Genomic DNA, 12,423 nt, shown 5'->3' with positions numbered 1-12,423 from the left:
CGGCGGCACCCGGGCCGGTTCAGACCCGGCCCGTTCAAAGACACGGAAATCCGGCCGATATCAATGGCGCGAGGTGCATCGCGTCCATGCACGGCAGTGGCCGGAACCTCGCTCAGCCCTTCAGCCCGGCATGGATCGCAAACGGCTTCAACAGTTCGGCGCAGGCGAGATAGACGACAACCAGAAGCGCGATGCCGGCCATCGTGAGCGGTGGCGGCGCAACAAAGCCGAACCAGGCACCGAGCGGCGTGAAAGGCACCACCATCGCGATCAGCAAGGCGACCAGCGATGAGACGGACAGCACCGGATCGGGCCAGCTGCGCCACGGTCGGCCATTGGTGCGAATGATGAAGATCACGAGGATCTGCGTCGCCATGGATTCGATGAACCAGGCGGTGCGGAATTCGTCCGGCGACGCTTGGAACAGCATGATGAGGGCGCCGAAGGTCAGGAAGTCGAAGACCGAGGACAGCGGCCCCATGATCGCGGCGAAACGCACCAGCCGCGTCATGCTCCAGACCTGCGGCTGCGCGGTGGCCGCGCGCGAGACCTGGTCGAAGGGAATGCCGAGCTCGGAGAGATCGTAGAGCAGGTTGTTGAGCAGGATCTGTGTCGGCAGCATCGGCAGGAACGGCAGCGCCATCGAGGCGATCGCCATCGACAGCATGTTGCCGAAATTCGAGCTCGCGCCCATGCGGACATATTTCATGATGTTGGCGAAGGTGCGCCGGCCCTCTTCGACGCCGTCGGCAACGACTTCGAGATCCGAGGCGAGCAGGATGATGTCGGCGGCGGCCTGCGCCACGCCGGTCGCGCCTTCGACCGACAGGCCGATATCGGCGGCCTTCAGCGCAGGTGCGTCGTTGATGCCGTCGCCGAGGAAGCCGACCACCGCGCCGCCGGCCTGAAGTGCCTTCACGACGCGCGACTTCTGATCGGGTGCAAGCCGGCCGTAGGCGTCGGTCGATTGAACCTGGACCGCCAGTGCTTCGTCGCTGAGCTCGGCGATGTCGGCTCCCGATAGGACGCGGTCGGCGTTCAGCCCGACCAGGCCGGCGAGCCGCTTCACCACCACCGGATCGTCGCCCGACAAGATCTTCAGCGTGATGCCGGTTGCCGCGAGCCGTGCGATCGCGGCCGCGGCCGTCGGCTTAGGCGGGTCGGCGAAGGCGCAAAAACCTTCGAAGACGAGATCGGTCTCGTCTTCAGTCTCGACCTCGCGCGTTGCGCCGGTCCGCGGCCGCGAGGCGATCGCGATGCTGCGGAGCCCTTGGTTCGCGAGCTCGTGCACGCGGGCGATCGCGCGGGCCCGGGCGCCGTCATCCATCACGCACAGCTCCAGCACCGCCTCCGGCGCGCCCTTGACGATGAGCAGCGCGCCTTCGGGGCCGGTCGCGAGCACGGATCCCAGCCGCCGTGAAAAGTCGAACGCCTGCCTGCCGGCAAGGGTCCAGCCCTGTGCGGCATTCGAGTGGCCGGCAACCAGCGCCGCGTCGAGCGAGCCGCGATCGCCGCCGAGTTTCGCGGCGATGGCGCCGAGCCGGGCGGCGCGGGCATCGTCCCCGCCGGCGGCATCGAGGCTCCTGGCCAGCGTGATCTCGGCCGAGGTCAGCGTGCCCGTCTTGTCCGTGCACAAGACGGTCATGGCGCCAAGATCGTGGATCGCGGCGAGGCGCTTGACGATCACCTTGCGGCCGGCCATGCGCAGCGCGCCGCGCGAGAGCGTCACCGTGGTGATCATCGGCAGCAGTTCCGGCGTCAGTCCGACCGCGAGCGCGACGGCAAACAGCAGCGAGTCCATCACCGGGCGGCCGAACACCACGCGGACGGTGAGCACGACCAGCACCAACGCGAGCGTGGCGCGCGCGATCACGAGGCCGAACTCGCGCAAGTCGCGCTCGAACGGTGAAGCCGTGTGGGCCTCGGCGAGCGCGGAGGCCGCCGCTCCGAACACCGTGTCGCGTCCGGTCCTGACGACGAGCGCGATCGCCTCGCCGGTTTGCGCGACGGCGCCGCGAAACAGTGCATTCGACGTGTCGTCTGGGTCGGTGGTGGCGCCGGCGCGCTTCTGGACCGGATAGGGTTCGCCGGTGAGCGCCGCTTCGCCCGCGGTGAAGGCTGTGCTCTCCAGGATGAGCGCGTCCGCGGGAATGATGTCGCCTGAACGGACGCGCAGGATGTCGCCGGGCACCAGCCGATCGACGTCGATCTCGCGGAAGTCGTTGTCGCGTCTGACTTCGGCCTTGAGCGCCACTGATCGGCGGAGCACTTCCGCGGCCTGCAGCGCCTGGCCTTCCTGGACGGTGTCGAGCCCGATCGAGAGCGCGAGTATTAGGACAATGATGAGCCCGCCGATATCGTCGCCGGTGAGCATCGAGACGATGCCGGCAACCAGCAGGATCAGCGACAGCGGCTCCAGCAGCCGGCGCATGATCGCGCGCGCCGTCCCCTCGACGCGCGGCCGCGCATCGCTGTTCGGCCCAAAGCGATCGAGGCGTTCGGAGGCGTCTGCGGCGGTCAGGCCTGTGAGGCCGCAGCCCAGTCGCTTGCATAATTGATCAGGTGAAAGATGCCAGAAGCGGTTGTCGGCGTGCGCTGGACTGTCCGACAAGCAAGGCTCCCCCTTTTAAAATGTCTCCTCAGGCAAATGCCTCGAAATTCGGCGTAACCTGTTGACCTACCGCAATTTGGATGGCCGCGCGCGCCCTGGCTTCGCCGAATCTGCCGACTGAAACGAGGTGCTGCATCGCATTGATCTCGAGCTCGACCATTGCTGCGACCGCATCATCGAAGTGGTCGATGGCCGCATCCGGGCCTAACGTCGTCAAGCCCATCCGACAAAGCGGATTTTTAGGGGATATCAAGGGCTTGGATAGCGCATTGGGCCCCGAAAAAGCCCCGTTCTTGCTTGCTTACAGAGGCTGCATCCTTTATCCGGTTGGCTGCCTCGCGTTCGAGCGGCCTCGGCCGTGATTGGGCTGGGCGCATCTAACAGATTGCATAGGGATTACCCGCGAATGGCCAATGTTGTCGTCGTCGGCGCCCAGTGGGGCGACGAAGGAAAGGGCAAGATCGTCGACTGGTTGTCGGAGCAGGCGGATATCGTCGTCCGTTTCCAGGGCGGCCATAACGCCGGCCACACGCTGGTGATCAACGGCAAGACCTACAAGCTGGCGCTGCTGCCCTCGGGCGTGCTGCGCGAGCAGAAGCTGTCGGTGATCGGCAACGGCGTGGTGTTCGATCCCGCCGCCTTCCTCGACGAGGTCACCAAGCTGCGGTCGCAGGGCGTCGCGGTCAGCCCGGACAATCTGCGGGTTGCCGAGAACGTCACGCTGATCCTGCCGCTGCACCGCGAGCTCGACGCGCATCGCGAATCCGCCAATGCGGCGACCGCGATCGGCACCACGCGCCGCGGCATCGGCCCGGCCTACGAGGACAAGGTCGGCCGCCGCGCCATCCGCCTGATGGACCTCGCCGATCTCGACACGCTGCCGCACAAGATCGACCGGTTGCTGGCGCATCACAATGCATTGCGCCGCGGCCTCGGCCTGCCGGAGTTCGACGGCAAGGAGATCCTGAAGGAATTGACCGCGCTCGCGCCGCAGCTCCTGCCCTATGCCGAGACGGTGTGGCGGCTGCTCGACATCAAGCGGCGCGAAGGCAAGCGCATGCTGTTCGAAGGCGCGCAAGGTGCGCTGCTCGACGTGGATCACGGCACATACCCTTACGTCACTTCGTCCAACACGGTGGCGGCGCAGGCCGCCACCGGATCGGGTCTCGGCCCCGCCGCGGTCGGCTATGTGCTCGGCCTCTGCAAGGCCTACACGACCCGCGTCGGCCAGGGCCCGTTCCCGACCGAGCAGGACAACCCGACCGGCCGCAAGATCGGCGAACGCGGCCGCGAGTTCGGCACCAATACCGGACGGCCCCGCCGCTGCGGCTGGTTCGATGCGGTTCTGGTTCGCCAGGCGGTCCGGACCTGCGGCATCAACGGTCTGGCGCTGACCAAGCTCGACATTCTGGACGGCTTCGACACGATCGAGGTCTGCACCGGCTATAAGCTGGACGGCAAGGAGATCGACCACTTCCCGGCGGGCGAAGGCGCCCAGGCCCGGGTCGAGCCGATTTACGAGACCATCGAAGGCTGGAAGGAGCCGACCGCCAATGCGCGGTCCTGGGCCCAGCTGCCGGCCCAGGCGATCAAATATGTCCGCCGGATCGAGGAATTGGTGGGGTGCCCGGTCGCACTGCTTTCCACCAGCCCCGAACGCGAGGATACTATCCTGGTACAAAATCCGTTTGAGGCTTAACGATCTCTTACCGGGACGCGCGTATAATTGAGTAGAAATGGCTGATTACTATCCGCTGATCGCCCGCGCTATTGCCGCCCTGGACCCCAACGCTCCCGGCGAGAGCCGTCGCGCGCTCTACGAGCGGGCGCGCACGGCGCTGATCGCGCAGCTCCGCAGCGTGCAGCCGCCGCTCTCCGAATCCGAGATCACCCGCGAGCGCCTCTCGCTGGAAGAGGCCGTCCGCAAGGTCGAATCGGAGGCTGCCCAGCGTGCCCGCGAGGCCTCGCGCCCCGGTGGCGGCGCCCGCAGCAGCGGCAGCGGCGATGCCTTCCGCCGCGCCAGCACCCGCGCCACCGAGGGCAACGCGCCCGCGCCCCAAAGCGCTGCCCCGCCGCGCGCCCGTCCGGCTCCGCCGCCGCCGCGCGCCGACCGGCCCTCCTTCAACGTCGATGACCAGGGCGACGCCCCGCGTGCGCCACGGGCTCCGCGTTTCGACGCGCCGCGGCAGCCGGGTCCGTCGGCACCGCCGGCGATGCCGGAGCCTCCGCCGGCCGGACGTGATCGCGCCAGTGGGCGCCGTCCGCCGGACATGGGACCTCCGCCGCCGCTGCCGCCGGCACCGGGCGTGCGCGGCTTCCGCGACATCACAGCCGACGCCAACGATCTCGGCGGCGCCGCCGCGCAGGCCAACCGCGCGGCGCGCCGCACCTACGCCAACGTGCCCTCGCCCTCGCCGGAATTCGACCGGCTCGAGCCGAGCCTGGAGAATCGCCCCGCCGGGACGGACGCGCCCTACTCCTACGACGAATCGATCGAGGAAGCCGAGCGCTACGCGCCGCAGTCGCAGCCGCCGTCGCAACGTCCACACATCCCGGTTCTCGACCGCGAACCTAAGAGGAAGCGCGCCCGCACTGGCTCCGCCTTTCCGTTCAAGAGCGCGATCGCCGTCGGCATCGTGCTGATCCTGGTCGGTGCCGGCATCCTCTGGGGCAAGCAGCTGGTTCAGACCGCGACCAACCTGTTGAAGTCTTCGCCGACGCAGGTGGTGGAGGCGCCCAGGGATTCGTCTCAGCCGCAGAGCAAGCCCAAGATTCCGGATCGCGTCGGCCAGCCCTCGGCCAGCGACCAGCCGGTCGCGCCGGTGGCGCAGAAGGTCGTGCTCTACGACGAGGATCCATCCGATCCGAAGGGCAAGCAATATGTCGGCTCGGTGGTGTGGCGGCTCGAGCCGATCAAGGCGTCGGGCAACCAGAAGGCCGACGTCGCCGTGCGCGCCGACATCGAGATCCCCGACCGCAAGTTCAAGATGACGATGTCGTTCCGCCGCAACACCGACTCCTCCCTGCCGGCGAGCCATACCGCGGAGCTGACCTTCGTCCTGCCGGCGGACTTTTCGGGCGGCGGCGTCGCCAACGTGCCGGGCATCCTGATGAAGTCGAACGAGCAGGCACGCGGCACGCCGCTCGCAGGCCTCGCGGTCAAGGTCACCGACGGCTTCTTCCTGGTCGGCCTCTCCAACGTCGACGCCGACCGCAGCCGCAACGTCCAGCTCCTGAAGGAGCGCTCCTGGTTCGACGTGCCCCTGGTCTACGCCAACCAGCGCCGCGCCATCATCGCCATCGAGAAGGGCGCTCCCGGCGAGCGCGCCTTCAACGAAGCGTTCGCGCAGTGGGGCGACTAGATCTCTACTCCGTGAGACCTCGGCCTGCGTGGCTCGAGACGCCCGCCTTGGCGGGCTCCTCACCATGAGGGTTTGATATCTCGCCGCGAAACGAGACCTCATCCTGAGGGCCCGCCCCTTGGGCGGGCGTCTCGAAGTATGGCCGCAGGTACGCTCTCTCTACTGCGCCGTGGCTTCCCGCTTGCGCGATGTCGCGCCTGCGTGCTCGCGGTCCATTACGGCGCGGCAGCCGGGGCTGACCTGAGCTTTCTTCTGCACCATGCAGGCCCTGATCCTGGGGATGTCGGGGATCTCACTGGAGCACAGCCGCATCGCATCGCCCGAGCACATCTGCTGCGCTTCGGACGAGAACGCGAAGCCGGGCGATGTCGGGATTGCGATGGCGGTGGTGGCGAGGGCGAAGAGAGTTGCGATGGTCTGATTGCGTGTCATGCAGAATGCGTCCCCGAGTTCCGTGGGCTTGAGCCACTTGATTTTGGGGCGCCGCACGCGGCTTGACCTGCCGCATGTCTCAGCCATCACGCCGGGACCTCAATCCCGCATGTGGTTGCTCGATCTCTCGTGATGTTCGAATCGAAAAGTGCTGCGCCGCCCGAATCAAGTATGCGCCATTGTCGCGCGGCCGCAATGGCAGGCGAAAAGGAATTCGCAATTGTTGCGCGCACGTCACGCACAATGCGACTCGCGTGCGATCAGATCAATCGATCGGAGGATACGCTCGCTTGTTCCGCATCGCTTGCGCCAAGGGCTGCGTGCTCTTCGACAGCCGTAACGCCCTTTGCCGTGAGCTCGAACAGATCGCCGTCCTTCATCACGTAACCGTCGGCGATCAGCTCGCCTATCTTGCCGTGCCGGTCGTCGGCAAAGGCGATGGATTGGCTGATGTCCCTGAGGATCGAGAGCTGTTCGTCGCGCAACATGGCTTCACTCTCCGTTCGCGGGGGATGGTTCCGGTCCTCACATGCCGTGGCTCTGAAACACCTTGCTGCAAGACCGCGACAGCTTGGCCCTGTTGGCTTGCAAGCAGCCTTGTACGGCCATGTCGTTGCCGAGGTCCTTGCGGCAGAAGCGCGAGGCGTCCCGCGAACAGGCCTTCTGCTCCTGCGGCGTACCCATATGGCCTTGCGCGAAAGCGGGCGCGTTCGACAGGCCGCTGACGGCCGTCAGCGCGATCATCGCCAGGAAGAACAGTTTGCGGGACATCGGCGGCTCCAGATCTGACAGGTGAGTTTCAAGTCCGTCGCTATGCCGCTTGTTCCCAGCGCGGAGCCCGCACCTCCCGCTATTCAAGGTTCCCGCGGCGCTGCTATAACGGGGCGAAGGATGAGGGTGCCTGATGAAACGCTATCTCGTGTTTGCGCTGGTTGGCCCGTTCGTGGGCGGATTCCTGCTGCTGCTGACGACGACCTATCAGTCCGGCTATTGGACCCAGACCAGTCTCGCTGAGGTCGGCAAGCTGTTCGCAGTGTTCTTCAAATCCCTGCAATACAGTTATCTGTTCGGCTTCCTGCCCTCGCTGATGATCGGTGCGGTCGATGACATCCTGGTGCACATCCGCCGGATCGGCCCGGTGCTGCGGATTCTGCTGGTCGGCGTGTTCGCCTTCATCCTGGCCTCGCTGACCTACAGCTCGCGCGGGCCGGACTCGGGCGCGGTGCAGTTCATCCTGTACGGCCTCGTCGGCTTCGTGCCGGCGGTGATCTCATCCTGGCTCGTGCATAGATATGTCGCGGAGCCGCAGCCGGCGGCGGCACAGACTTGAAGGCGCGACCTTCGATCACGCCGCAGCAACCTCCGCCGCGCTGGTGCGTTCCCTACAGGCCATGACCATGCCCGATGACGACATTCTTGCTCCGCGTCGATCCCGTCCGGGAAGCCGCTCGGGTGCGGCCTCTTCGGGTACCGAGGGGCGTGGGCCGATCATCGATCAGGACGGCCACGAGATCCGGCCCGAAACGCTGGAGCAGGGCTTTCGCGAGTTTCGCTTCGAGTTCGGGAAGGACAGTCCCTTCGCGGGCAACCCGTTTGGCAATCTGACGCGCGAGCAGCGGATCGCGCGGATCGAGGCGATCGCAAAGCTGCTCGACGTCGCCTTCGTGCTGCCCGGAACCAATATCCGCTATGGCATCGACGGCTTGATCGGGTTGATCCCGGTCGTCGGTGACATCATCACCACCGCGATCTCGCTTTGGCTGGTGCGAGAGGCGAGGGCGCTCGGGGCGCCCTGGTACATCACCGCGCGCATGCTCGGCAATGTCGCCCTCGATGGCGTCGTCGGCATCGTCCCGTTCGCGGGCGACGCCTTTGACGTCATGTTCCGTGCCAACATGCGCAACGTGCGCCTGCTCCGCCGCTGGCTCGACAAGCAGCCGCGCATCTGACACGCCCCAAACGCAAAAAGCGCGACGGTCTTTCGACCATCGCGCCCTCAGCGCACATCGGAGTGCTTCGTGAAAACTTATGCCGCGTCGGCGGCGTCGGTGCTGGCTTCCACCGGCTTGCGGTGACGGGGCAGCGGGAAGGCTTCGCTCTCGTAGAGCGAGCGGATGCCGTTCTGGTCGAAGCGCGCTTCCTCGACCTGGAGATAGGCGCCGTTCAGCGAGTCCGTCGGCAACTGCTCCATCGCGAACTGGACGGCTTCGGCCGCGGTGCCGAACCGGCGATAGGTGAATCCTGCACGCTTCTTCTTGCGGATCGCAGCGGGGAAGAGCTCGGCGGAAGTGTTGAAGTTGAACGGACGCAGTGGACGCATGGTCAAAGACCTCGTGATCTCTCTGGGGCTTTAAGCGCGTGGGGTTGGGACGGGCAGAGGCCACCATTGGAGTGGGCGCCGCACATGTCGTTTTCGTCCTCTAATATAGCCCGTTTTGACAAAATTGCGACCCCCGCGATGCGAGATGATGAATCCGCGCATGGCAGCTCCGCAACTGAGAAATTTGTAATGATATCAATTGTTTGAATGGTTTATAGCTTGCCAAGGAGCAGCAGCACGAGCAGCACCACCAGGACGAGGCCGCCGATCCCCATACCGGAATGACCCATTCCGTAGCCGTAGCCGCCGATGCGGCCCGACAGGCCGCCCACGAGATAAATGATCACCAGGATGATCAGGATGGTCCCAAGCGTCATGGCATCCTCCCTGGCGGCCGCCGCAACGCCATGGCCGGCCGCACCACCAGGTAAGAAAAGCACATCGCGCCGCCGGGTTCCATGACGGAACCCGGCGGCGCGCAAGGTTTATTTGGGTTCGAGCTTCAGCGCTGCGGAATTGATGCAGTAACGCAAGCCCGTCGGCCCCGGGCCGTCGGGAAAGACATGGCCGAGATGGCCGCTGCACTTGGCGCACAGCACCTCGGTGCGGATCATGCCGTGGCTGACGTCCCGCTCCTCGTCGATATGGCCCTCGACGGCGGGCTGGGTGAAGCTCGGCCAGCCGCAGCCGGAATCGAACTTCGCGTCGGACTCGAACAGCACATTGCCGCAGCCGGCGCAGGTGTAGGTGCCGGCGCGGTGGTCGTGCTCATATTCGCCGGAGAAGGGACGCTCGGTCGCCTTCTCGCGCAGCACCGCGTATTGCATCGGCGACAACTCGCTGCGCCATTGCTCTTCGCTCTTGATGACCTTGTCGTCCGTGGTTTTCGTCTTGGTGTCGGGCATGGGTCTCCCGTTTTTTCGATGATCTTGTTTTCGGTGATCTTGTTCAGTGATCTTGCGATCAGTTGGTGACCTTGCTGGCGCTCACCAGCGTCGGCTTCTCGATATAGTTATCCGCGAACAGCTTTTTCAGGTTCTCGACCTTCGGGAGGTCGTTGTAGGCGATATAGGGCTGGTTCGGATGCAGCGTCAGATAATCCTGGTGATAGGCCTCCGCCGGATAGAACGCCTCAAGCGCCCCGACCTTGGTCGCGATCGGCTTGCTGAAGACCTTGGCGCCGTTGAGCTGGGCGATATAGGCTTCGGCCACCTTCTTCTGCTCGTCGGAAGTGGTGAAGATCGCCGAGCGATATTGCGTCCCGCTATCGGGGCCCTGCCGGTTGAGCTGGGTCGGGTCGTGCGCCACCGAGAAGTAGATCTGGAGGATCTTGCCATACGAGATCTTCTTCGGGTCGTATTTGATCTCGACCGATTCCGCGTGGCCGGTCCGGCCGCTCGAGACGGTCTGGTAATCGGCCGTCGCCTTGGTGCCGCCGGCATAGCCGGAGACCGCGTTGACGACGCCCGCGGTGTGCTGGAACACGCCCTGCACGCCCCAGAAGCAGCCGCCGGCGATCACGGCGGTCTGGATCCCGCTGGCGGGCGCCGCGTCAACGGCGGGAGCGGGGATCACGACCGCATCCTCTGCGGCCCGGGTCGGCGCGGCAAAAGCCAGCGTCAGGGCGGTGGTTGCGGCGAGCAGGGACAGGAGGGCAGGTCGGCGCATGGCGATCCTCTTTCCGAAGGTCTGACAGTCTAGGGCGGTTGGGGCCAGGCGAACAGCCTGCCCGGCAATTTCGGACATTCGAGATACGGGCGGACCGGGCGATTGTTACGGCCGGACGGACACGAGTCTGTGAAACGCGCCGCCTGGAGCAGCTTGGCGAGGACAGGAACTCCGCGCTAGATGAACCGGCGCGATCGGTGATCGACCCAAAGAATGATGGCTGGAGCTGACCTGACAACATGCTGCGCGTCGTATCCCTGACCCTCGTCGCCGTGCTCGCCGTCCTGGCCGGCTGGAGCTCGATCGCGGCGGCCGAACCGCAGCCCGGCGACGACCTCGCCCTTTGCCGCGACCGCCAGGCAGATGCGCAGGCGAGGGCGCAGGCCTGCGACAAACTGCTCAATGCCGATCGCGTCACCGGCAAGGACAAGGGCATCGCGCTTTCCGTGCGCGGCAATATGCTGATCAACAAGCGCGACTACGGCCACGCGATCGAGACGTTGTCCATGGCCGTCGACCTCGATCCCGACAACGTCGTCACGCTCAATTTGCGCGGCCTCGCTTATGAGCGGACGGGCCAGGACGACCATGCGATGGCGGACTACAACCTCGCGCTCCAGAAGCGCCCGACCTACGGTGTCCCCTACAACAACCGCGGCATCATCCAGTTGCGCCGGGGTGCGCTGCAAAGCGCGCTCGACGATTTCAACCTGTCGATCAAATACGCGCCCAAGTTTCTGCTCGGCTACACCAACCGCGCCCGCGTGCGCACGCTGATGAAGGATTTTGACGGCGCGCTCGCCGATTTCGCGGAGGCCGAGAAGATCGAACCGGCCGCGCAGCAGATCACCGGCAACCGCTGCATCACCTACGGCTTGATGGGCAAGTTCGATCAGGCCTTCGCCGACTGCAACGGCCTGATCGAGAAGCAGCCGAAGAACACCTACGCGATCAACAATCGCGCCGACGTCAACATGCTGAAAGGCGATCTCGACGCCGCGCTGAAGGACTACAACATTGCGATCCAGATCAACCCGAACAATGTGCGGGCACATTCAGGTCGCGGCCAGATCTACGAGCGCAAGAAGGATCTCGCCCAGGCCCGTGCCGACTATCGCGCGGCGGCCTATTCGCTGACGAAGTTCGACGAGCTCGACGTCGCGCGCGCCCGCGCGATCGCGCAGGAGCGATTGGCCGCGCTGACCCCGCAGGCGCCGGCCGGATCCGCGGGGCGCCGCGTGGCGCTGGTGATCGGGAACGGCGCCTACAAGAACGTCCACGCCTTGCCTAATCCGCCACGCGACTCGCAAATGATCGCAGCCGCGCTGCGCGATGTCGGCTTCCAGACCGTGATATCCGTCAGCGACCTGACCCGCGACAAGTTCTTCGAAGCGTTGCAGACGTTTGCCGCCGAAGCGGAGAAGGCCGATTGGGCGGTGGTCTATTACGCCGGCCACGGTTTCGAGATCGGCGGCGTCAATTATCTCGTTCCCGTCGATGCCAAGCTTGCCGCCGACAGGGACGCCGAGACCCAGGCGGTTGCGCTGGAGCAGGTGATCGCGGCGGTAGGCGCGGCGCGAAAAGTACGTCTGGTGATGCTGGATGCCTGCCGCGACAATCCGTTCGCGCCGACCATGCAGCACACGCTGTCGCTGAAGCTGGTGGACAAGGGCTTTTCCAACATCGAGCCCGGCGCCGGCTTCATGGTGGTCTACGCCGCCAAGCACGGCGAGACCGCGATGGACGGCGACGGCGGCGCCGACAGCCCGTTCGCCACCGCGCTCGCCCGCGAAATCAAGGTGCCGCGCGTCGAGATCCGAAAACTGTTCGACATCGTCCGCGACGACGTCTGGCTCGTGACCAAGCACGTGCAGCAGCCGTTCTCGTACGGCTCGCCGCCGGGAAGAGAGGATTTTTATTTCGTTGTGGGGAAGTGAGCCGCGATGCCGGTGCCGTAGCAACCATTAAAGGCTAGGCGGCTTTTTCGGTCCAGGGCGTGCCGCGTTGTACGACAGTATTGGCGTAGATCA

14 protein-coding genes are annotated in these 12,423 nt (G+C 65.6%); 5 read left to right on the top strand and 9 right to left on the bottom strand.

From position 1 onward, the window contains the following. Positions 1 to 112 precede the first annotated feature (112 nt). Entirely contained in the window at positions 113 to 2,611 is a 2,499-nt protein-coding gene (mgtA, locus tag AC0L3S_RS35395; RefSeq protein ID WP_473284431.1) for a magnesium-translocating P-type ATPase, read from the bottom strand. Positions 2,612 to 2,639: 28 nt separating this feature from the next. Next, complete coding sequence (locus tag AC0L3S_RS35390) at positions 2,640 to 2,828, bottom strand: hypothetical protein (protein ID WP_473284429.1); 189 nt, start codon at positions 2,826 to 2,828, stop codon at positions 2,640 to 2,642. 189 nt (positions 2,829 to 3,017) lie between these two features. Here AC0L3S_RS35390 and AC0L3S_RS35385 point away from each other — a divergent pair, with 189 nt between their 5' ends. Both AC0L3S_RS35385 and AC0L3S_RS35380 read left to right on the top strand, forming a co-directional pair. Further along, positions 3,018 to 4,310 (top strand): adenylosuccinate synthase, encoded by a 1,293-nt coding sequence (locus AC0L3S_RS35385; RefSeq protein ID WP_027519944.1) that lies wholly within the window; start codon positions 3,018 to 3,020, stop codon positions 4,308 to 4,310. 37 nt (positions 4,311 to 4,347) lie between these two features. Further along, complete coding sequence (locus AC0L3S_RS35380) at positions 4,348 to 5,973, top strand: hypothetical protein (protein WP_473284427.1); 1,626 nt, start codon at positions 4,348 to 4,350, stop codon at positions 5,971 to 5,973. 159 nt (positions 5,974 to 6,132) lie between these two features. Here the strand turns inward: AC0L3S_RS35380 and AC0L3S_RS35375 are convergent, their stop codons facing one another. The 3 genes from AC0L3S_RS35375 to AC0L3S_RS35365 all read right to left on the bottom strand — a co-directional run bounded on the left by AC0L3S_RS35375 (position 6,133) and on the right by AC0L3S_RS35365 (position 7,176). Beyond that, positions 6,133 to 6,405: a hypothetical protein gene (locus AC0L3S_RS35375; RefSeq protein WP_473284425.1), complete on the bottom strand. Its 273-nt coding sequence runs from the start codon at positions 6,403 to 6,405 to the stop codon at positions 6,133 to 6,135. Positions 6,406 to 6,665: 260 nt separating this feature from the next. Then, the gene (locus AC0L3S_RS35370) at positions 6,666 to 6,893 is read right to left on the bottom strand and encodes a hypothetical protein (protein WP_007614124.1); all 228 of its coding nucleotides are present in this window, start codon (positions 6,891 to 6,893) and stop codon (positions 6,666 to 6,668) included. Positions 6,894 to 6,930: 37 nt separating this feature from the next. Then, positions 6,931 to 7,176, bottom strand: coding sequence for a hypothetical protein (locus tag AC0L3S_RS35365; RefSeq protein WP_473264836.1), 246 nt, complete (start codon positions 7,174 to 7,176; stop codon positions 6,931 to 6,933). Positions 7,177 to 7,309: 133 nt separating this feature from the next. On the opposite strand from AC0L3S_RS35365, the gene AC0L3S_RS35360 reads away from it, so the two are divergent. Then, positions 7,310 to 7,735 carry a DUF5413 family protein gene (locus AC0L3S_RS35360; protein ID WP_473264835.1) on the top strand — a complete coding sequence of 142 codons (426 nt, stop codon included), beginning with the start codon at positions 7,310 to 7,312 and terminating at the stop codon, positions 7,733 to 7,735. A gap of 61 nt (positions 7,736 to 7,796) precedes the next feature. Continuing rightward, positions 7,797 to 8,354: a DUF4112 domain-containing protein gene (locus AC0L3S_RS35355; RefSeq protein ID WP_473264834.1), complete on the top strand. Its 558-nt coding sequence runs from the start codon at positions 7,797 to 7,799 to the stop codon at positions 8,352 to 8,354. Between the two features lie 77 nt (positions 8,355 to 8,431). Here the strand turns inward: AC0L3S_RS35355 and AC0L3S_RS35350 are convergent, their stop codons facing one another. The 4 genes from AC0L3S_RS35350 to msrA all read right to left on the bottom strand — a co-directional run bounded on the left by AC0L3S_RS35350 (position 8,432) and on the right by msrA (position 10,393). Then, positions 8,432 to 8,725: a hypothetical protein gene (locus AC0L3S_RS35350; RefSeq protein WP_007596188.1), complete on the bottom strand. Its 294-nt coding sequence runs from the start codon at positions 8,723 to 8,725 to the stop codon at positions 8,432 to 8,434. Positions 8,726 to 8,937: 212 nt separating this feature from the next. After that, on the bottom strand, positions 8,938 to 9,102 hold the full coding sequence (locus AC0L3S_RS35345; RefSeq protein WP_007596187.1) for a DUF3309 family protein: 165 nt from the start codon (positions 9,100 to 9,102) through the stop codon (positions 8,938 to 8,940). A gap of 108 nt (positions 9,103 to 9,210) precedes the next feature. Further along, a complete protein-coding gene (gene msrB, locus AC0L3S_RS35340) occupies positions 9,211 to 9,630 on the bottom strand; it encodes a peptide-methionine (R)-S-oxide reductase MsrB (RefSeq protein WP_473264833.1) in 420 nt (139 codons plus the stop codon). 58 nt (positions 9,631 to 9,688) lie between these two features. After that, positions 9,689 to 10,393, bottom strand: a complete 705-nt coding sequence (msrA, locus tag AC0L3S_RS35335; RefSeq protein ID WP_473284423.1) for a peptide-methionine (S)-S-oxide reductase MsrA — start codon at positions 10,391 to 10,393, stop codon at positions 9,689 to 9,691. Positions 10,394 to 10,632: 239 nt separating this feature from the next. On the opposite strand from msrA, the gene AC0L3S_RS35330 reads away from it, so the two are divergent. Further along, positions 10,633 to 12,330 (top strand): caspase family protein, encoded by a 1,698-nt coding sequence (locus tag AC0L3S_RS35330; RefSeq protein ID WP_473284421.1) that lies wholly within the window; start codon positions 10,633 to 10,635, stop codon positions 12,328 to 12,330. Positions 12,331 to 12,423: the final 93 nt, after the last annotated feature.

The organism is Bradyrhizobium sp. Ken01 (assembly GCF_055807355.1).
The sequence above is the reverse complement of the archived record's forward strand: the minus strand, read 5'-3'. Positions and strand labels throughout refer to the sequence as shown.

What these genes read in the sequence shown, in the direction of transcription:
- AC0L3S_RS35375 (WP_473284425.1), bottom strand. Translation starts at nt 6,405, where the DNA reads ATGACACGCAATCAGACCATCGCAACTCTCTTCGCCCTCGCCACCACC.
- msrB (WP_473264833.1), bottom strand. Translation starts at nt 9,630, where the DNA reads ATGCCCGACACCAAGACGAAAACCACGGACGACAAGGTCATCAAGAGC.
- msrA (WP_473284423.1), bottom strand. Translation starts at nt 10,393, where the DNA reads ATGCGCCGACCTGCCCTCCTGTCCCTGCTCGCCGCAACCACCGCCCTG.
- AC0L3S_RS35355 (WP_473264834.1), top strand. Translation starts at nt 7,797, where the DNA reads ATGACCATGCCCGATGACGACATTCTTGCTCCGCGTCGATCCCGTCCG.
- AC0L3S_RS35385 (WP_027519944.1), top strand. Translation starts at nt 3,018, where the DNA reads ATGGCCAATGTTGTCGTCGTCGGCGCCCAGTGGGGCGACGAAGGAAAG.
- AC0L3S_RS35370 (WP_007614124.1), bottom strand. Translation starts at nt 6,893, where the DNA reads ATGTTGCGCGACGAACAGCTCTCGATCCTCAGGGACATCAGCCAATCC.
- AC0L3S_RS35365 (WP_473264836.1), bottom strand. Translation starts at nt 7,176, where the DNA reads ATGTCCCGCAAACTGTTCTTCCTGGCGATGATCGCGCTGACGGCCGTC.
- AC0L3S_RS35330 (WP_473284421.1), top strand. Translation starts at nt 10,633, where the DNA reads ATGCTGCGCGTCGTATCCCTGACCCTCGTCGCCGTGCTCGCCGTCCTG.
- AC0L3S_RS35380 (WP_473284427.1), top strand. Translation starts at nt 4,348, where the DNA reads ATGGCTGATTACTATCCGCTGATCGCCCGCGCTATTGCCGCCCTGGAC.
- AC0L3S_RS35350 (WP_007596188.1), bottom strand. Translation starts at nt 8,725, where the DNA reads ATGCGTCCACTGCGTCCGTTCAACTTCAACACTTCCGCCGAGCTCTTC.
- AC0L3S_RS35360 (WP_473264835.1), top strand. Translation starts at nt 7,310, where the DNA reads ATGAAACGCTATCTCGTGTTTGCGCTGGTTGGCCCGTTCGTGGGCGGA.
- AC0L3S_RS35345 (WP_007596187.1), bottom strand. Translation starts at nt 9,102, where the DNA reads ATGACGCTTGGGACCATCCTGATCATCCTGGTGATCATTTATCTCGTG.